We start from the raw sequence: 20,575 nt of genomic DNA, 5'->3' as shown, positions 1-20,575 counted from the left end.
GGAAATTGCATTTTAGCCACCATAGCATGGAGCTAATGGTGTTATGGATTATTCCTTATTTCCTGATAACTTATATGCAATTGTTAATAAGTCATTATACATTACATCGGAGTAATTTTTACCAATGTTGAATATAGGGAAAGCTAACTCTTTTATTAATTTTGATATAAAGTCAGTATCAGAATCAGATAATTTATATTCATTTGTTAATTGAGAAATAAGTGTTTCTAGTTTACTGTTGTGACGATTTGAACTTCAGATATCTGCTCAGTTAGTTGTTAGTCATGTACGACCAGGTTTTAGTTTTGGCCATGTTTCTATTGTTTTACGGTATCTGTTAGATTGCACATTAATCTTTTTGCCATCAACCATATATTGTCAATCAATATTTAAGTAGAAATCAACATAATTATTAAATGTTTCTAGAAGAATGCTTTTGATAGATTCTGCCAATTTAACTTTATTAATATCGGTGTTAAATTGATGATTATTAACTTCATTTTCAACTTTGCCATTTAATATATTTGTAAAAGTTTGCGAATTATTTTTTAAGTAATTAAAGACATTATCAAATAAAGGCTCTAAATAGTATCCATGGATCATTTTAGCAGCAGTTACTACTGTACCACCAATAAATGTAACCAGTCATGATAACGAACTTGTTGGAGTAGTATATATACCACCATACATATCTGAAATAATATTCATATTAGAATTAATAATAAGTAAACTGTCAAAGAAGGTGTATATTTTTAATAAATCTTCTTTATCTGCAAGAGTAGCATTAAAGAAATCTCTTGTAGATTTTATAGATGCATTGCTCATTTTTTCTTGTATCTTTGTGAATAGTTCTTTTTTAATAGAATTAAATCTTTCCATTCTGTTTGCTGGTATTTTAGTAGTTTTAGAAAGTTTTTTATTATATTCAGATTCTACATTTGTTACTTCTGTAACTATATTTTCCATGCTGTCATCATATATTTTGCCAAATATAGCTGTATCAAATAGTTTATTGTACATAACTATCCCTATTTCATCTGATATAACATCCTCAAATTTATTTTCTGTGCTTTTGAGCTTATATTTTGCAGTAAATGAATGAGTTTGTTTTTGCACATTTAAAGTACTAGGGACTAGAGTTAACTGAGCATCTAGGTCTGATAGTCTGATTCCATTTAATAACTCTGGTGTGATTTCTTGTGGATTTTTATTTTCCACTGCTTTCAAAAATGCCTTATTAGTATTTAGATCATAATTTCTTACTAAACCATTTAACTTCTCTCTAATACTGTTTCGTTTATCAATATATTCTTGATATTGATTGCTATTTAAAAAGCCTGTCATAATAAAATCTTTTGAAGTGATATATTCTCCCATTTTAGAAGTAACTGTAATAGTCAGCTCACCTTTATCATCATTTGTTGATTTTAAGGTTATTTTATCACTTGGTCTTTTATTTCAACCTCCTCCAGCATTTATTGAAAATAAAAGTGATAAATCTTGATTTACTAAGCTAGGTTTTAGTTTTCTAGCTATGCCATTGCCATAGCTAGTTTCTAAAATATAAATTCCTTTTTTAAGGTAGATTGGTAAAAATCTTTGAGCAATGATTGGTATCATGTTAACACTAATATGTTTAGTATTTGATTCAACAGTTTTATCTACATTGCTATATAGTTTGATATCGAAATCAAAATTGAACACATCGTTTTCTAAATCTATATTATAGTTAAATTTAGTGATTTCAAATTTAGCACCATCAATAGACTTAACAACTAATGATTTTATTTTATCTGTAATTTGGTATGGCTCATTAGTGTTTTTATCTAAATAAAGTTTTTCAAATGATCTTTTATTATAAACTGCAGGGTCTAATGAAATATTTGATGTATCTAAACTAAACTCATTAGCTAGATTATTAATCTTTTCTTGTTCATTTGTTAAAAAGTTATTTAGAACTATTTTTTTAGTTGATGAGCTGATTGATCCTAAGGTTGGCTTAGTTGAAATGAATGCATATGTAACTACTACTTCTCCTTTATCATCATTAGGTTCGAATGTGATTTGTAAATTTGCATCTTGAGGAAGATTATTTGTATCGAAGCTGATTTTTGAAATTGCACTTGCTTTGACTTCTGCCTTATTAACAGTATCTAATAAAGTTAAGTTAAAATTGCTAATTTCTTGATTTAAACGAGCTTGTTCGGTATCAATTTCTAATTGTCTTTGTGTGTAGAAATCATTGATTGTTGCAACTTGTTCTTCATTTGTTTCGACAACATTATTTGTATCAGGGTTTAAACGTGAAACTGTATAAATAATTGAAACAATACCATTAGAATCATCTTTATTAAGAGATTTAACATGAAGAATTAAGCCTTGAGGAACATTTAATGCCTTAAAATCAGCATCATTTGTGCTTGATGGTAATATGTGATCTCTATTTTCGTTTTCTTTATATTGGAATGCTATAGGGTTAGCTACAATAAAGTTATGTAGTTCTTTTCTAAATTTATTGTCAGCTTTATTAATTATTTGTCCATTAGTTAAGAAACCTGAAATTGTAATAGTTTTTTCTTCAGATTTAATTTCAGGATAAATAGTTGAAACTAATTCAAATTTAGCTGTATATGTACCTTTTTCATCATCAAAAGAGCTTTCAATAATATTTGCTGTAGCATCTAGTAATTGTGGGAAGATAACTTCATTATTATTAATTTGGCTAGCTTTTGTTTCATCCTTATCAATTGAATTTGCCACAGTTAAGCGAGCAATTGAATTGATTTGATTATTAAGGCTAACTTTAGTTTGCTCTTTATTATATTCAAGTGATGTTTTAAATCCTTTGATAACTTGTAGCATTACTTTTGTATTATATTGGGAAGCAATATTTTCAAGTTTATAGTAAACGCATAAGTAACCTGGTTCATCAGCAGGAACTAATTCAATATTTGCTTTGTATAAATCTTTATTGTAGTTAGTTAAAGAAATGAAATCTCTTTGAGCAGCTTCACTTGGCAACATGCTTTTGTAATCAAGCGCTTTAATTTCTAGTTTAGCTTGCTCCAAGGCTTCATCAGTTAAATTGTTATCATTTTTGAAACCTGAGAGAGTAAATGCTTTAACATCTGAGTATACTCATTTTTTAGTTTCTGGATCCATAGCTCTAACATAGAAAGAAACTTGTAAACTTCCATCTCTTTGGCTTGGGACTAGTTCTCCAGTAAATTGGAAAATAAAGTCATTATTTTTATTCGAATTGATCCCTTGTAAGTTATCAAAAGTAATTTCTGATGGTAATTTAGCTAATAGTGAGTTATCTTTTAATGAGATAGTATAACCATTTGCTTCAGTATTAAGTTGCGCTTTAAGATCTTGTTTTAATTGTTGATTTGAATTGGCATTATCATTTGCTGCTGGGTTGTTACAAGATGCAGCTAATGCTGTTAGTGACCAGGCTGGCATTAATGCTAATAAAAGTTTGCTTGTTTTCCTTTTCATAACAAAAAAGTTAATGTGCTTATAAAGACATTAACTTTTCCTTTCTTATAATTTTAAGTAATTATTTAGCTTCTGTTGTAGTAGCTGTAGATGCTGTTAATGTGTTGATTAATTCAGCAAGTTCTTTTGTTGTAGAAACTAATAAAGCAACATTTGATTTAACTGAAGCTTCTAATGCTTCATATTTTGATTTTAACACTGCTTTAACTGCGTTGTAGTCAGCTTCTTGTGTTAATAATTCGTGTGCTTTAGCTGTAGCTTTTGTTTTAAGTTCAGGCATTAAAGCTTTGAATTGATCTAAAACAGCCATGCTTGCGTTTCCTTCAACAGTTAATGATTTAACTTGGTTTGCAACTGCTTTGATTTCAGTATTGAAGAAAGTTGTCATACCATTGATGAATGCATCTAATGTTGTAATGTTTTTTGTGCTTTCGTTTGTTTTTAATGTTTCAAAAATAGCTTTTCCAACATTTGCGATTTTGTCAGAGTTGGCAATTAAGATGTCAGCAACTTCATTTTTGATAGCTGTCATTTTTTCTGCACTTAAAGCGTTTTTAACTCTTTCAATTCCTGTTCCTGTTGCTGTTGAAGCTAATGAAGCTTGTAATACTTCAACAAGAGCTGAGTTTAATTTTAGAGCTACTAAGTTGTATAATTCAGCAACTGTTTTGTTTTGAGCTTCTGGTAAAACACCTGAAACAGCATTTAACACTGCTAAGCTTTGAGCTGCTAATCCTTCAGCTTCTTTATTTACATATGCATCTAAAGCAGCTTTTTGAGCATCTGTTGTTAAACCATCTTTAATTGATTTATATGATGCAATAATAGGCGCTTTAATTGAATTTGAAGCATCTTCTTTTTTAACAGGTTTAGCTTCTGGTTGGCATTGGCAAGCAACCATAGGTGCTACTGCAACTCCAGCTAATCCTAATGAAAAAATTATTGATTTAAAGTTTTTCATAATATTTTTTATGTCCTTTTTTCGTATTTATTTGTATTTATCCTATATCTGGATATTACTTAAGTGTATTAATACATAAATATTGTATTCAAAAAAAAAAAAAAAACAGGCTGGGTATAGAAAAAAACTTACTAAAAAAACAAAATTGTATATTTTACATGAATATTCCTATTTTTTAGGAATAAAAATCATTTTTTTATTTAACTTTTTGAAGCATTTTTGGTCATTTATCTTAATTTTTTTATTTTTTTCTCAAATCTAAATAGCATACTTAGCTAAAAAAATCAATTTTTGGTCACTTTTGTATCATAAAAAAATGATCTTTACTTATAATATAATGTTTAACACAATATCTCGGGGCTAAAAAAAGCACTGTATTCGTGAAATTATCGCTTAAAAGTTTGGTTTTTTTGCTATAATTGTTAAGAATTTTATTGATATCAATTTAAAAAAGAAAAGGAGCAAAATATGGCAAGAGAAGGTTATACATTAGTGTGCACAGAATGTAAAATGGAAAACTATATTTCTAAGAAAAATAAGAAAAACCATCCAGAAAAAGTTGAACTTTCAAAATACTGTTCAAAATGTAATGCTCACACAAACCACAAAGAAAAGAAATAGTATTTCTTTTTAAATTCCTAATTCAGCAAATGCTGAATTTTTTTATTCTTGTATTAATTTAACTACTTAGTAATATAATTAAATCACTATTAAATATAAGGAGACTTTTATGGACAAAAGAAAATTAAATGAAATGTTTGATGAAACTGGAGTTGAAGTATTAATTTCAGAAGCTCCTCAAACTAGATTATGATATGCTGGTGTTCAAACAACAGATGGTTTTATTGCTATTGAAAGAGATAAAGCTACATTATTTGTTGATGGAAGATATATTGAATACTGCAGAAACAATGCTAAAAATGTAGATGTAGTTTTAATTAAAGGTAACTCATTAGCTGAATGATTTGCTAAAAGGGGATACAAGAAAATTGCTTTAGAAAAGAACTATTTAACAAAAGAAGTACAAGATCGCATTGTTAAAATGGTAAACCCTGAAGAAATCAAATGAATCGATGCTCAAACATTAAGAGTTATTAAATCAAAAGACGAATTAAGAATTATGCAAGCTGTAATTGATATTTCACTTTCAGCTTTAGAAGAATTTAAACAATGAGTTAAACCAGGTGTGAGTGAAAAAGAAGCTGGTGCTTATTTAAACTTCTTACTTAAGAAGCATGGTGGAGATAAAGAAGGATTTGATGAAATTATTGCAACAGCTTCTTCTTCAGCTGAACCTCACCACCACACAACTGATAAGAAACTTGAAGAAGGTTGCTTATTAAAAGTTGACTTTGGTGCTAGATATAAAGGATATACAGCTGACATTACTAGAACATGAATTCTAGGTGGAGAAGATAAAGTAAAAGATCCTAAAGCATTAGAAATCTTAAACATTGTTAAAGAAGCAGCAGCAGCTGGTAGAGCAAGTGTTAAACCAGGAATGAAAGCTAGTGATGTTGACAAAGTTTGCCGTGATTACATTAAAGCTAAAGGATATGGAGACTACTTTGTTCACTCAACAGGTCACGGACTTGGAATTGATGTTCACGAATGACCATCAATTTCACCTATGTCACAATGAGTATTAGAACCAGGTATGATTTTAACAGTTGAACCAGGAATCTACATTGAAGGACTTGGGGGAGCTAGAATTGAAGATGATGTTCTAGTTACTGAAAAAGGTCACTATGTATTCTCAAGACAAGAAGAAAACAATGAAACTATTTTCTAATATTGAACCTTATGAAACAGGTTACTTACAAGTAGACAATATTCATAAAATTTACTATGAAGTAAGTGGAAACCCTAATGGGCAAGCTGTATTCTTCTTCCATGGTGGTCCGGGAGGAAGTACTTCAGCTAAATGTAGAAGATTCTTTGATCCTGAATTTTATAAAATTGTACTATTTGATCAACGTGGTGCTGGTAAATCACTTCCATATTGTGAGTTAAAAAATAATACTACTCAAGAATTAGTAGAAGATGTGGAAAAGTTACGTCTACACCTAAATTTAGGTAAAGTTGTAATTCTAGGTGGTTCATGAGGAAGTACACTTGCAATGTGCTATTCAATTAAGTATGCTAAAAATGTTAAAGCATTAATTTTACGTGGTGTATTTTTAGCTCGTCAAGAAGATATTGACTTCTTATATGAAAAGGGAGCTGATGTTTTCTATCCAGATTACTTTGCTAAATATCAAGCATTTGTAGCTAATGAAAAAGGAAATAGTATTTTAGAAAAATACTATAACTTACTAATTGGAAGTGATGAAGCTAAACGTAAACAAGCAGCTGATTTATTTGCTAATTGAGAATCAGAAGTTGTTTCAATTAATAAGGCTAATTTAAAACCTAACTATAAGCATGATTATCAAATTGCATTGCTAGAATCACACTATTTTATGCACAATTCATTTTTCCCAAATGATAATTACATTTTAGACAATATAGATAAATTTAAAGATATTCGTACAATCATTGTTCATGGACGTCAAGATATTGATACTCGTCCAATTGGAGCTTGATTAGTATCTCAACACTTAACCAATGTTGATTTACACCTAGTAGATGGAGCTGGACATACTCAATGAGATGCTAGAAACCAATCTTTACTAGTACAAGCTAGCGAAACTATTAAGTCTGAAATTAAACAAGGAAAATTATAATTATTAAGCTATTTTGTATTGGCAAGGTAGCTTTTTTATACAAAAAAGCGCCATGATAGCGCTTAATTTTTATTTCATTGTTTAAAGAATCATGGAATATCATAAAGATCTGGATCAAAAGCATTCATTCTCATGATATTACGAGCCATTGAATGATAGTTAAGTAGGTCAAGAGGATTTTGACCATTTTCATTTACACCATAGAAGTTAAATCAATCTTTACCAGTGTTATAAGCACCATTTTTACCAACTAGTAGTCACAATGGCCCTCCTGAGTTAATTGTAGTTACATATTCACCATCATTATTCATAACCCCGGTTCCTGAGTTACCAGCATTATAGTATGTTGGTTCATATGGAGTTTGCTTTTTGAAACTGTCAGTTTCAAATCCAGGATCATCTCTGTGAATAATGTAGGTTGATTGTTTTCCATAAGGGAATCCATTAAATAGACCTTGTTGGATGTTCTTATTACGGTTAGGTGATTGTTTTTCTAAAAATGGTAAGAAGTTTAAATTCTTAAGGTTAAATCAATTTTGATATCACATTGCTGTTTGGAATTTACCTTCAGCTTTTAAACTTTGAATGAGACTGTTGGCATCAAAGATTATTAATGTGACATCTAAAAATTGATGAGTATTTAAAATTCCAGTCTTAAATACTTGTGTGTTAGGGTCAAAATGAGAGTTATATCCAACTTGATTAATTCCTGATCAAACTACTTGGACATGTGTACCTTGGTTATATAGTCCACTTCAGTAACTAAATCCAGCATCCACATTGTTGCCAAAATCAAGTCCAGCTACAGTTGGAGCAGTTCCAGCATTCATAGTACTTTTTTCAGGAGTTAGATTATTTTTATCATTATTTATAACGTGGTGGTTAGTTAAAGCATAGAATCTTCCGTCATTAGGATCAGAATTTACTTTGGCTACCATCATTCCACTACCAAAGTTCATGGCAAAGGATCTTGACATGAGGTCTTGAGCCACTGGGGATGTGGCTACATAAGCTTTATTAAGGTATTCGTTATTAAACTTGTATCCATCTTGCAGTTTGTAGCTTAGCATTTGGTTTGGATTATATTTAAATGGATCTGCAAATGAGTCTTTATTAGAAAGCACAATTGGCATATTTTCTTGAGTATAATCCATATTTTTATAGCTAATTACATTAGTACTATTAGCATTTCCAAAATCTTCATCAGCTACTTGGTTGGTATATTCATAGGTGATATTACCAGCAAAGTAATCAAAGAAGAAGGCTTCATTTGGATTAAAGGTATTTTGTAAATTATTAGGAACAAAGAAGAAAGGTGGTTGATATAATGAACCAATTGGATTGTCTTGAACAATCTTATATTGTGGATTCTTTAGCCCAAATTCAAAGTGCATACCTTGAGATGTTAGAGTTACAGTCATACTGTAATCAATTTTTATTTTTTGGCTGCTTCCACGAGGCATTACTTCTTCAGTGCTTTGGTTAATTACAACCTTGCCATTTTTCTTGAGTTCATCATAGTTAAATGATAGTCAAATTCCTCCAGGAGTTCCATCAGTATAGCTATATACTCTAGCATAGGAAATTGAATCAAGGAATTTAATATTTGCATTTAGATGAAGTTGAACTGTTGCGTTTTTGTTTTGTTGCTCTAAGATAGGCTTAAAGTATTTATTATCTAAAGTATATTCAACTTTACCTGTTTCTTTATTGAGCAATCAGTAATTATCTTTAGCAGTTGTTTCATTAGTTCTAAGTCTTAGCACATCTCCATTAGCACGGAAGATTTTTTTCATTTTTTGACTAAATGGTAGGCGTAAAAGATCTTGGTTGCTGTATGAGACTTCATTAGCATTTGCATTAGTCTTAAATCCTGTAATTTCATATCATACATCACCTATGTACTTACGATTACCAAATTGTGGTCTTTGTTGGTATGCTAAACGAATCATTGCACGACCATTTTTATCATCTACCATTCTAATATCTGAAATACTAAATTGACCTGGGTATAATAAATATTTCTTGTATGCTGGTGCACTAACGTTAAGTGATCATGAGTGAGGAACATTAGATTTGATATCAGATGCAAATTGTGAAGCTGATATATTTTCAATACCACTAATATAGAATTGATCTTTAGTTATCTTATTAAGGATTATGTCTGGGAAAAATTCATCAGCAAAATCATTTTTTAGGTTTCTAAGTGTGATTTCGTTAGTTGTGTAACGATCATTTCAATTTCATTTGTTAATAAACCCAACTTTGAAAGTCATATAAGAGGTTCTACTTCTAAGGTTATATGATGCCTTAACATCATAGTAGTAAACAAAATAGCTGCCAAGTAATGAATTTGGATCTACAGTATGTGGCTGGTCATCTGGGTTAGATATATCATTGGTATTAGGAGTACTTGGAGCACTAGGACCTTTATCTTTTTCATCGTAATCCTTATTATCGAATTTATCATTATTTTCTACAGGTGCTTTTTCGCCTTTGAATCTAAATAAGTAATTTAATTTATCAAATGCTTGCTCTTCCATTAAAGTGTCAGCATCAAAGACTCTTTTACCAAATAGGGTACGGTACTCAAAGTTGTGAGAGTTAATTAAAGCAACTTGGTTTTTAACAGTTTGATTTGAACCTTGTGATTTGAGGTCTTCACTAGTAAATCAAGCTTTATTATTACTTGGTTTAATATCAGTATAAACTAATGGTCTAAAGTAATAAAGCTTAAATTTAGGGGATTTTAGTCTATTATCATTAACAACTTTGCCATCAAGTGTTACTGCATATTGCAATTCAACATATCCTTCAACATTGTTCACGCTATAGTCATGTGGGTTAGATACATTAAAGATAATTTGATACTTTCCAAATTTAGGTAATGTATATAGATCATTAAGCTTTTTAGCTCCTTCTGCTGCATAAAAGTTAGAGTGAGTAACTTTAGGGTTTATTACAGTAGCTTGTTTTAAAATTTCACTAGTTTTCTTTAAATAGTCAGAAAGTTGGAAAATTTCTTTATTAGCTTCATAATATTGTTGCCCTGTTTTGGTTTGGATATTTAATTCATATATGAATGGTTGCTTGTTTTTACCTGTAAATTTAATTTTAAAGGTAGCTGTATGGTTGCGATCATTATAAATAAAGATATTTGAGTTTGAATAGTTAATTAATTCTCATTTGTCATAACCTTCAAGTGAAATGTTTGCAGCTACACGCAAGGTATTTTGTAATAAATTGAACTTTTGAGGGTTATTAATTGATGAATACCTATCAGGTAAATTAGCAGTTGACATTAAGTTAGATACATAAGTTCAATCTGAAGGATCAAATCCAGTTGTAGAGTTAGGATCTTGTTTATAAATTTGGCTTTGGAATAGCTGTGCAATAGCATATAGTAAGTTATTACTATTATTGTTTTTAAAGTTTGGATTGTTTGTTAATGGTCAATTTAGTGAAACTCTAACCTTACGATTGAGTGGATTTTTAAATGAGAAAGCTTGCTTGCTAGTTAAAGTCAATGTTTTAATAGTTAGATCTTTATGCTTTATAACTACATTTAAGCTAAATTTTTCTTGTGAAAGTTGAATACTATTAGGCTGGATTTCATATCTGAAGTATTGATCTAGCTTTTGATATTTTGGAGATAATAATGCGCCAAAGTTCTTGTTTACATCTTTGCTAAAGTCGTCTTCGTATCATTGGCTAAGAGTTGCATAATTAACATTGTATAAATCTTCAATATTTGCATAATTAATTTGATTAATGCGAGTTGAAAGTTTGAAATCAAAAGTTACATTCTTCAGAATATAAGTTGAAACATCTTGCGAAGTTAAATTATATTTAACTTGTAGCAAGTCAAAATTGTCTGGATTAAGACCAAAATCCTTAGATAAAATATTAATCTTTTTATCTTGGTTATTTTCTTGTAAATATAAATTAAAGTTGCTTGAATTAATTGATGCACTATTAACGTTTAAATCATATCCACTATTAATTGCTGTAGTTTTAGGATTGAGCGCTAAATTAATAGCTTTTTGCCCATCTTCTTTAAGTTGAATAACATTTAGTGGATAAGCTTGTAAGATCTCATCTAATAAATTAGAAACTGATTTTTGCACTTGAGCCTTATTTTCAGGTGCTAATGTATTATAGGTATCTGGCCTTACCAGCAATTTAGCTTGATATTTAGTGGCTTCTTCTTTAGTTGAAGGTAAAGCTAAAAGACGAGAGATTAGACCTGAAACTTGAGTATATAAGGCCTTATAGTTATTATTAACTGATTGAGCATATTGTTTGTAGAATTCGTTAACATTTAAATTAAATGATGCCTTAACTTCTTCTATTTGATTACTTGAAAGGATGTAACCTTGTTTAAAGTTATTTTCAAATGAATTAATAATGCTATTAGCAAGCTGTAAAAGATTATTATTAACCTCAGGATGTGCTTTAAGTCAAGTTTTAAATGTTGAGTCAAAATTAATGATGTTAGCTTCTTTTTCTCAAGCTGCTAGAGTGCTTTGTGCTTTTTGAAATTCTTTTGCAATTTGATTTAATGTTTCACTATTAAGGCTTTCTAGTAGGTTAGAAATATTTGGAAGTAGTGCAACTAATTCAGGGTAATCTTGGTATTGGGTTTGATAATTTGCTACCTTAAGTTTGAAATTGTTCATTTCTTGTTTTAATAAATTAACTTGTGATTGAGAGTCTTTGCCTTCTTTAAGAGCTTGGGTATAAAGAGAATCTAATTGAGTTAAATCACTAAGCATAGCTGTTAGATCTTTGGAAGCAATATTCTTTTTAGCATTTAAGATAGCTGAATTAATTTTCTCTTGTGTTGTTTTTTTACATTGTTCAATTACTTGAGGAGTAAATAAATCAATTTTGACTTGTAAACTAGAAACTGTATTTGTAAGTGCATTTTGACAAGCTTGTTTAAAATTGTCAATTGCTTGTTGTACTTCTTGTTTAACTTGATCAAATCCAGCTTGAGAAACTGTGTTTTGATTTAGAGCACTGTTTAATTGGTCAATAAGCATATTAAGTGCTTGAGGATTTACTAAATTATTACTTATGAAAACTTGATTTTGACTAAGTATAGTATTCAAGCTTGAAATTAAGTTTTGATAACTACTTATTAAAGCTTGATGTTGACTAGCACTAGCTTGTTTTAGTAAATTGTTTAGAGCACTTTTATTTTCTAAAAGTAAGCCTAAGTTTTTAGTCTGAATATTTTCTTTTGCACTAGCTAGAGAAGATGCAATTTGAGAAGCTAAGGCAGGAGAAAGCAAGCTAGTTTCAATGTCAGATAGTTTTTCAACTAGTGTTTGAACTTGGCCAATTAATGTATTTAAAGCATTTGTGCATTCTTGATTAAAGTTTGCAATTACTTGATTTACAGCTTCAGTTTGCATATCCACCTCTTGAGCAGTAATATTCATATTTTGTAGCAAGTTGTTTAGTTGCTCTTTTAATCCATTTAAAGAGTTAGGACTAACTAAAGCATTTGAAACATAGAGTTTATTTATTTCTAGGACACTATTAATTTGTTCAATTAATGAATTGATTGCTACATGAGTATGAGAGTTACTTGCTTGTATCACTTGACTTAAAAGGTTGCTTAGTTGTGTTTTATCTTGCAATAAAGCAGGAAGATTATCTTGTTCAATATCATTTCCTGCTTGTTTTAATGCTAAAGTAACTTGGTTAAACAAGTCAATTCCAATAGTATATGGATTTAATGTGCTTAATTTAGTAACTAATTGTTTGACATCATTAATAAGTTCACTTTTAGCCTTAGCACAATTAGCTTGAAATTGTTCTAGCAGGCTAGTTTTAGAAGTAACGAATGCTTGATATTGTTCTTGTGAAATATTTTTTTGTGCAAGTGCACTATCTAATTGTGCAATTAGGTTATTTAAGTCAGCAGCACTAACTAAATTATTGTGTACAAAGAAAGTATTAGCATTAATTTCTGCCTCAATGTTTTGCTTTAATTCTTGTATTTTCGCATCATATTGGTCAGTAACTGAAGCCTTATTGTCATCATGACAACTTGAAGCAAGAAAAGCTAAAGTTGACGTTGCTGTTAATAAAGAGATATTTTTCAGTAATGTTTTCTTTTTCATATATACCTACCATAGATTAGTTGTTTATTTTTGTTGATAAAAAAGTATAAAAATGCTAGTCATTTATACAAATATCTAGCTTTTTGTGAATTTCAACTTATTTATATATTAATATAAATGCAAATTAATGATGCGCATTATTTTTTTCTTTTAATAATTTTTATCTTATGTAAAAACTTATTTCCCTAGTTGTTTTTGCGTTTTGCAAAAAATCTAAAAATGTGGAATATATTTCTCATTTTTGAGAATTTTTTTCCTTAATATTAGTTATAGAATAATAAAAAAAGTTTTAAAATATTAGCGATGTTATTATAGAAATAACGTCCACTTAAAAAGGAGAAAATATGGCTAAATTTAGACGTGTGTTCATGATCGTTACAGATGGTCTAGGAATCGGACCAGATAAAGACCAAAAACGTTTTGGTGACGATGGTGCAAACACAATTAGATCTGCTTCAATGGTAGAAGAATTCAAAATTGATACATGAAAGAAACTTGGAATTGGTAACATTACTAACTTAAATGGAAATTACCATGTTAAACAACCAATGGCTTACATGGCTAAAGTTCAAGAAGTGTCAAATGCTAAAGATACATTAGCAGGGCACTGAGAAATGATGGGAATTAAAACATTAGTACCATTCCCTACATTTACAGAAACAGGATTCCCACAAGACTTAGTTGATGAATTATCAAAAGCTTTCGATGGAAGAAAAATCCTTGCAAACAAATCAGGTTCAGGAACAGAAATGATTTCTGAATACGCTCAAGAACAAAAAGAAAATGGTGGAATCATTGTTTATACATCAATGGACTCTGTTTTACAAATCGCTGCTCACGAAGAATGAGTTGGATTAGATAACTTATACAGATATGCAAAAGCTGCTCGTGAAATTTGTTCATCACGTCCAGAATGAAACGTAGGAAGAATTATTGCTCGTCCATTCGTTGGTGATAACGGAGAATACACAAGAACATTCAATCGTCATGACTATGCAAACAAACCAAGAGAAATGATTTTAAACGAATTACAAGCTAAAGGTGTTGAAGTTATTTCAGTTGGAAAAATCAATGACATTTTCGTAGGACAAGGTATTACAAAACACTACCCAAGTGGTTCAGACGCTAAAGGTCTTGACATCACAATCGAATTAGCAGAACAAGATGGAGAAAACCAATTTATTTTCACAAACTTAGTTCAATTCGACTCACACTACGGACACAGAAGAGACGTACACGGATATGCTCAAAACATTTCTGATCTTGACGTTAAACTTGGAAAATTAATCAACGCAATGCGTGAAGATGACTTATTAATTATGACAAGTGACCACGGAAACGATCCATTATACCCAGGATTCAACCACACAAGAGAATTCTTACCAGCTACAATTTATTCAAAATCATTCAAATCACCTAGAGTATTACCTAACTTTACAGGTCTAGGAACACTTGGAAACATCGTAGCAAGAAACTTCGGTGCTGACATCATCACTGAAACAGGTGACGATGTATTTGAAGAATTAGTATAATTTAAAAATATTTTATTTCACACTACAAATAATGCACAGTAGTGTGATTTTTTATGCTTTTAGCTGTAGGGGCTAGCAATAATGGTAAAAACCTGGCATGTGGAACAAAATTTCCACAAAATGCTATAATTAAAATATGAGTGAAGCTAAAAAAAATAAACAAATTTCCTATAAAGACATATCTTCAATCGCTAACGTATCTATTTCAACAATTAGTAGATATTACAATGGTGGATATGTATCAGGTAAAACGAAACGTAAAATTGCATCAGTAGTAAAGGAATATGAATATGTTCCTAATCATGGTGCTAGAATGATCAGAGGAAAGGACAACTCAGTTTTTGTTATTGCACCTATTTTCGGAAGCAATATTTACCAACACATAATTAACGGGATTATTGCTGCTTGCTCAAGAAGTAGCAAGAGAGTTATTACAACTTATACAAACCCTTCAACCCAAGAGTATGTAGATACCATTAAATACATTCTTTCTTGAAGACCAACATCATTAGTGGTTTTTGTTCCCGAATATGATGAAGTCTTATTTGCTTATTTAAAATCAATTGAAGGCGTTGCTATAGTGGTTTATGGATATCAAGTAGATGGACTAAGCTGAATTGTTCCAAATGAAATCCAAGGATTCTATGATGTAACAGTTGACTTATATAATCAATTGCCAAAAGATGATAATAAAATTCTTTTCTTAGAAGATAAAAAACTTCTTAGTCGCCAAAAAGATAAAAGATATGAAGGATTCCTACAAGCATGTACAGAACTTGGGATCAGTCATTCAAAATATGAAATTAGCACTAGAAAACAAGAAAGTGAAGTTAAGGATTTAGTTCGCTTCGCTGCTAAACACAAATTTTCAAATATCGTTTGTTCAACACACGATTCATTTATTTCTTTAATTGCTTTAGCAAATAATACTTTTAAATTAACTGATATTGGATATCAATCAATTTATGACAGCTTAAATGTTTACAAAAGCAAGATTTTTGTTGACTATCCTTTAATCGGACTAGAAATTGAAAAAATGATTGCAGATCAAAAAGAAACTAAAGAAAAGCAAACTAGAGAAATAGATTTAAAATTAATTTCAGATTACAAGAAGAATTAATCAAAAAACTAAATGTGGGGTAGTAATTCCACATTTTTTTCATTTTTTCTAGCCACTAAAAGAAAAGATTATAATATTTATATGACAGAGATAGCTGTCATAATAACGTAAAGGAGGAGCACATGTTTAAATTTAAGTCTAAAAATGCGACTGATTCTCAATCTACAAATGATTCTAAAACTAAACAAAAGAATACTAAAGCCTTAAGTTTACTTAGTTTAGTCTTAATGAATATAGTTGCTGTTGTAAGCCTTAGAGGCCTACCTGCTGAAGCAGAATATGGACTAGGATCAATTTTCTACTACATTTTTGCTGCTATATTTTTCTTAATACCTGTTGCACTTGTTGCAGCTGAACTAGCTTCTACCTATACTGAAAAAGGTGGAGTATTTAGATGGGTAGGAGAAGCATTTGGTCCAAGACTTGCTTTCCTATCTATGTTCTTGTTATGGGCTGAGGTAACAATTTGATTCCCAACTGCCCTAACTTTTGGAGCTGTGTCATTGGCTTATCTTGCTCCAAATACTGAAATAGCCAAGGCAATCTCCAATAATAAGGTTTTTGTTCTATTAATAGTGCTTGCTATTTATTGAATAGCTACTATATTATCTTCATTTGGTACAAAAGCATTTGCTAGAGTAGCTAAATGAGGTGGAATTATTGGAACAATTATTCCTGTTGTTATTTTAATTGGATTTGGGTTTGCTTACATTATTGCAGGTAACGAACCTCAAACACAAATGAAAGCATCAGATCTATTACCTGCATTCAAAGGATTTGACTCTTTAGTACTTGCTGCTAGTGTTTTCCTATTTTATGCTGGTATGGAAATGAATGCGATCCATGTAACTGAAATTAACAATCCAAAAAGAAATTACCCAATTGCTATCTTAATTTCTTCATTGGTTACAGTTCTTATTTTCGTACTAGGAACTCTTGCTATTGCCTTCCTTCTACCAAAGGATGATATTAACTTAACACAAGGGTTACTAGTCACATATATTAAAGCCTTTACATGGGCTGGCGTCCCTTGAATGGCTCCTGTACTGGCAGCTATGCTAGCAATAGGTGTTTTAGCAGGTATTGTTACTTGAGTATCAGGACCTAGCGCTGGTATGTTAGTAGTTGGAAAAGCTGGATATTTACCTAGATGATTCCAAAAAACTAACAAAAATGGTGTGCCAACACACTTATTACTAATCCAAGGACTTATTGTTACTGTATTATCAGTACTATTCGTAGTACTTCCATCAGTACAAGCTGCTTACCAAATATTAAGTCAATTAACTGTTATCTTATACTTAATTATGTACATCTTAATGTTTGCTGCAGCAATTTACCTTCGTTATTCACAACCAAATCGACCTAGACCATATCGTATTCCTGGTCCACATAACATTGGAATGTGAATAGTGGCTGGATTAGGGCTTATTGGTTCATTACTAGCCTTTATAGTTAGCTTTGCACCACCAAGCCAAATATCAGTTGGTAGTCCAATAACATACGTAGCAATTTTAATTATTGTATCTGCTATTTTCTGTGTTATTCCATTTATTATTTATGCATTAAGAAAACCACACTGAGTGGACCAAGATTCAGATTTTGCTCCATTTACATGACAACTTGAAGGTACACATCCAGGTATCATTAATCATTCAAATTGTGAAAGTAGTGAATTAGCTAAAGCATACTTTGATAATAAGGTAAAAGGTGACTTTCAAGCATTTGACACAGACGTACAAAGAAAATTAAAAGAACTAGAAACATATATTTCTAAACGTGAAGAATTACTTTTAGCTAAAATCGGAAAAGAAAGTTTAGCTTACGAAATGGCTGAAGGTAAGATTTTAAATAAAATCAAAAAAGAAAACGATAAGACTTTAAAAACAATTTCTAAAGCTCATGATTCAGCAGTAAAAGTTTTCTCCCTAGAAACAAGTGATAAAAGTAATGCTGAGCAAAAAGTTGCTGACCAAGAAAACACTTCTAAGCCACAAGCAAATGCTCAATAAAGGATCATATGTTAGATAAAAAGCTTATAGAAACATCCTTAAAAGAATCATACTTAAAATACAAAGACCATAAAGAAGGCAAAAATGCTAGTTATATTCCTTATCTAGCTAATGTACCTTCTAACCTTTGTGGAGCCACTGTAATAACTGCAGATGGTGATGTATTTAGCTATGGTGATGATTCATACGCATTTGCAATTGAGTCAATTTCTAAGGTTTGTACATTAGCATTAGCTTTAGAAGAAACAGATGCAAAAACTGTGAGAGAAAAGATAGGTACATCCCCTACAGGATTACCATTTAACTCTGTTATAGCCCTTGAATTACATAAAGATAAACCATTATCACCATTAGTAAATGCAGGAGCTATGGCAACAACTAGCTTAATACAAGCAAAAGATAAAGTTGAAAGATGAAATAAGATTTTAGGCTTTCAACAACAAATGATGTCTAAAGATGTAGTTCTTTCAAATGAAGTTAATACATCTGAACAAACGACTAATTTCCATAACCGTGCGATAGCTTGATTACTATATTCAGCTGGTCAAATGTATTGTGACCCAATGGAAGCTTGTGAAGTATATACGCAACAATGCTCAACTTTAGTAACAAACAAAGATCTAGCTACCTTAGCTGCTACATTAGCAAATAATGGAATTAACCCAATTACTAAACAACAAGTTATTTCAAGCCATAATATTCCTCATATTTTAGCTGAAATGACTATGGAAGGTTTATATGATAAATCAGGTGATTTTGCCTATATGGTAGGGCTACCTGGTAAAAGTGGGGTTGGTGGTGGACTCATTGCTGTTGTGCCTGGAAAACTAGGAATTGCAGTATTTAGTCCTCCATTAGATCAATATGGAAATAGCGTAAGAGGATTTAAAATCATTAAAGAATTTTGTAATAAAATGAAATTTAACTTATATTTAAATGAAAAATAAAGGAGGTTTCGATGCCATTACACAAAGTTAAACAAAATGACAATGACAGCATTTTTGGATCAAGACTTGCAGACATCCAATTACCAAAATATAAGATGCCTGATAAAGAATCTGACCCTGATGTAGTCTTAGAAGTTGTTAAAGATGAATTGTTTTTAGATGGTAATGCAAGACAAAATTTAGCTACATTTTGTCAAACATATGAAGAAAAACAAGTTCATGAACTAATGGATTTATCAATTAATAAAAACTTAATTGATAAAGATGAATATCCACAAACTGCAGAAATTGAACAACGTTGTGTATCAATGATTGCAAATTTATGGAATGCCTCTAAAAAAGAAGAACCAATCGGAACTTCTGGAATTGGATCTTCTGAAGCTTGCATGCTAGGAGGAATGGCTTTACTTGAACGTTGAAAAGAAAAACGTAGAGCAGCTGGAAAACCAATTGATAAACCTAACTTAGTATGTGGACCTGTCCAAGTAGTTTGAGAAAAATTCTGTCGTTACTGAGATATTGAAATTAGACAAGTTCCAATGGAAGAAGATAGATTCTATATGGATGCAGAAAGTATGTTGAAATATATTGATGAAAACACCATTGGAGTTGTCGCAACTTTTGGATTAACCTTTACAGGAGCATATGAACCTATTTATGAATTATCTAAAGCTCTAGATAAGCTTGAAAAAGATACTGGATTAAATGTTGATATGCATATTGATGCAGCTAGTGGAGGATTTTTAGCTCCATTTGTTGCTCCAGAAATTGAATGAGATTTTAGAGTTTCAAGAGTTAAATCAATCTCAGCTTCAGGACACAAATTTGGACTAGCACCTCTTGGGGCTGGTTGAGTAGTATGAAGAGATAAAAAATTCCTTCCAGAAAAATTAATCTTCCATGTTAACTACTTAGGTGGTGACATGCCTGTATTCCAAATTAACTTCTCAAGACCTGCTGGTCAAATTATTTCTCAATACTACCTTTTCTTAAGACTTGGAAAAGAAGGATATAGAAAAATTCACCAAAACTGCTATGACACAGCACAATACATCGCAAGTGAAATTGAAAAAATGGGATATTTTGAATTAATTAATGATGGAAGTCCAAAACATGGAATTCCAGCTACAACATGAAGATTTAAACAAGGTGTTGATCTTGGATTCAATCTTTATGACTTAGCTGATAAACTTAGAGTCAGAGGATGACAAGTACCAGCATACTCAATGCCAGCTAATGCACAAAATGTTGTGGTTCAAAGAGCTTTAGTTCGTCAAGGCTTCGGTAGAGATATGGCTTCTATCTTAATCGAAGATATGAAAAAAGCTATTGAAGATTTAAAAACTCATAAACCAACAGTTTCACTAGATGAAAAATCAGGTGGATTTAAACATACATAATAATTGCAAAGTCTCAGTCTTGTGGCTGAGATTTTTCTTTTTTGCTTATAAAAAAATAAAAAAATAAATAATGCAACTTTTTTAAAAAGTGTGTAAAATATATTTAGCGTGGTCGCGTAGCTCAGCTGGATAGAGCACGAGCCTTCTAAGCTTGTGGTCGGAGGTTCGAATCCTCTCGTGATCGCCATTTTTTTATACCCTTTTTTAGGGAATTTTCTAAAAATAATAATTTTGGCTTGCAT

At 30.7% G+C, this 20,575-nt stretch carries 11 protein-coding genes and 1 tRNA gene; 9 read left to right on the top strand and 3 right to left on the bottom strand.

Features of this window, described 5'->3' with window-relative positions:
* Positions 1–48 precede the first annotated feature (48 nt).
* Both ACNQ2T_RS01755 and ACNQ2T_RS01750 read right to left on the bottom strand, forming a co-directional pair.
* Entirely contained in the window at positions 49–3,501 is a 3,453-nt protein-coding gene (locus ACNQ2T_RS01755) for a lipoprotein 17-related variable surface protein (protein ID WP_418035835.1), read from the bottom strand.
* A 61-nt stretch (positions 3,502–3,562) separates the two neighbouring features.
* Positions 3,563–4,462 (bottom strand): hypothetical protein, encoded by a 900-nt coding sequence (locus ACNQ2T_RS01750; protein WP_418035834.1) that lies wholly within the window; start codon positions 4,460–4,462, stop codon positions 3,563–3,565.
* 468 nt (positions 4,463–4,930) lie between these two features.
* Between ACNQ2T_RS01750 and rpmG the strand changes: the two genes are divergently transcribed.
* From rpmG to pip, 3 genes are all read left to right on the top strand, one after another.
* Positions 4,931–5,083 carry a 50S ribosomal protein L33 gene (gene rpmG, locus ACNQ2T_RS01745; RefSeq protein ID WP_078747366.1) on the top strand — a complete coding sequence of 51 codons (153 nt, stop codon included), beginning with the start codon at positions 4,931–4,933 and terminating at the stop codon, positions 5,081–5,083.
* 109 nt (positions 5,084–5,192) lie between these two features.
* Positions 5,193–6,254: a M24 family metallopeptidase gene (locus tag ACNQ2T_RS01740; RefSeq protein ID WP_416755361.1), complete on the top strand. Its 1,062-nt coding sequence runs from the start codon at positions 5,193–5,195 to the stop codon at positions 6,252–6,254.
* Positions 6,238–7,188 (top strand): prolyl aminopeptidase, encoded by a 951-nt coding sequence (gene pip / locus ACNQ2T_RS01735; protein ID WP_416755359.1) that lies wholly within the window; start codon positions 6,238–6,240, stop codon positions 7,186–7,188. The genes ACNQ2T_RS01740 and pip overlap by 17 nt, the downstream gene beginning before the upstream one ends.
* A gap of 62 nt (positions 7,189–7,250) precedes the next feature.
* Here pip and ACNQ2T_RS01730 read toward each other — a convergent pair whose 3' ends face one another.
* Positions 7,251–13,322, bottom strand: coding sequence for an MGA_1079 family surface serine endopeptidase (locus ACNQ2T_RS01730; protein ID WP_418035833.1), 6,072 nt, complete (start codon positions 13,320–13,322; stop codon positions 7,251–7,253).
* 344 nt (positions 13,323–13,666) lie between these two features.
* Here ACNQ2T_RS01730 and ACNQ2T_RS01725 point away from each other — a divergent pair, with 344 nt between their 5' ends.
* From ACNQ2T_RS01725 to ACNQ2T_RS01700, 6 genes are all read left to right on the top strand, one after another.
* The gene (locus tag ACNQ2T_RS01725; RefSeq protein ID WP_416741663.1) at positions 13,667–14,854 is read left to right on the top strand and encodes a phosphopentomutase; all 1,188 of its coding nucleotides are present in this window, start codon (positions 13,667–13,669) and stop codon (positions 14,852–14,854) included.
* Positions 14,855–14,990: 136 nt separating this feature from the next.
* Positions 14,991–15,974, top strand: coding sequence for a LacI family DNA-binding transcriptional regulator (locus ACNQ2T_RS01720; RefSeq protein WP_416755357.1), 984 nt, complete (start codon positions 14,991–14,993; stop codon positions 15,972–15,974).
* 122 nt (positions 15,975–16,096) lie between these two features.
* Entirely contained in the window at positions 16,097–17,986 is a 1,890-nt protein-coding gene (gene gadC, locus ACNQ2T_RS01715) for a glutamine/gamma-aminobutyrate antiporter GadC (RefSeq protein ID WP_418018040.1), read from the top strand.
* A gap of 8 nt (positions 17,987–17,994) precedes the next feature.
* Complete coding sequence (gene glsA / locus ACNQ2T_RS01710) at positions 17,995–18,933, top strand: glutaminase A (protein ID WP_418035832.1); 939 nt, start codon at positions 17,995–17,997, stop codon at positions 18,931–18,933.
* Between the two features lie 11 nt (positions 18,934–18,944).
* Positions 18,945–20,333, top strand: a complete 1,389-nt coding sequence (gad, locus tag ACNQ2T_RS01705) for a glutamate decarboxylase (protein ID WP_418035831.1) — start codon at positions 18,945–18,947, stop codon at positions 20,331–20,333.
* 110 nt (positions 20,334–20,443) lie between these two features.
* Positions 20,444–20,520, top strand: a tRNA-Arg gene (locus ACNQ2T_RS01700).
* Positions 20,521–20,575 lie beyond the last annotated feature (55 nt).

Origin of the sequence: Mycoplasma haliaeeti (assembly GCF_048284645.1) — a bacterium.
Lineage (GTDB): Bacteria > Bacillota_I > Bacilli_A > Mycoplasmatales > Metamycoplasmataceae > Mycoplasmopsis.
This window is presented reverse-complemented; position numbering and strand designations above follow the sequence as displayed.